Source organism: Polaribacter sp. BAL334 (assembly GCF_015767435.1).
Taxonomy (GTDB): Bacteria; Bacteroidota; Bacteroidia; order Flavobacteriales; family Flavobacteriaceae; genus Polaribacter.
This window is the reverse complement of sequence record NZ_JADWOV010000273.1, coordinates 1-621: the sequence shown is the minus strand read 5'-3', so window position 1 is coordinate 621 and position 621 is coordinate 1. Positions and strand designations below refer to the sequence as shown.

1 protein-coding gene is annotated in these 621 nt (G+C 27.4%); it reads right to left on the bottom strand.

What is annotated here, in order from left to right:
- Positions 1–621, bottom strand: a 621-nt coding sequence (locus IU405_RS07665; RefSeq protein WP_317193357.1) for an HNH endonuclease domain-containing protein, incomplete at both ends; no start/stop codon positions are given.

Sequence of the window (621 nt, the reverse complement as noted above, 5' to 3'; positions counted from 1 at the left end):
TATAAAAAGGTTCAAAATATTTTTCAAGTATAGGAAGCTTATTACTTTTTGAACTATTAAAAGATTTATCAGCAGGAATTAAATTCCATATTAAATCATGGGAAACAAATGAATAAGGTATAAAATGTTCTACTGCATAATTTCCTTTTGTCAATTTTTGACCTGTATAAATACAATTAACAAACCCCAATTCTTCAATCACAACATCCCAAAACTTAGTCCGTTGTTTATTTAGACTATTTCTTTTGGCAGGTTTAATAAGCTTATTAGGTATGTCTGGAACGTTTGGGTTTTTGGATTGTAAAAATAAAGCCAAATTCCAATAGCAAAAATCTTTCAAAACTTTTGCATTTGAAATCAAATAATTGACCCAATCAGGATTAATTTCTATATGGTCTTGGTGTAAACCATATAAACATTTTGATTCAAAAACCTGTGATTCAAAGTAAATTCTTTTTTCTCTCTGTGAATTAGTTTCATTTCCAATTTTAGGAAACCAAGGACTTAAAAACCAGTGGGGCACATTTTTATTAAAATGCCATAATAGTCTTTCAGTTTTTACATTTCTAGAAGTTAACAATTTTTGAAAAACATTTTCTCTTTTTTCATCAATTGTAATTG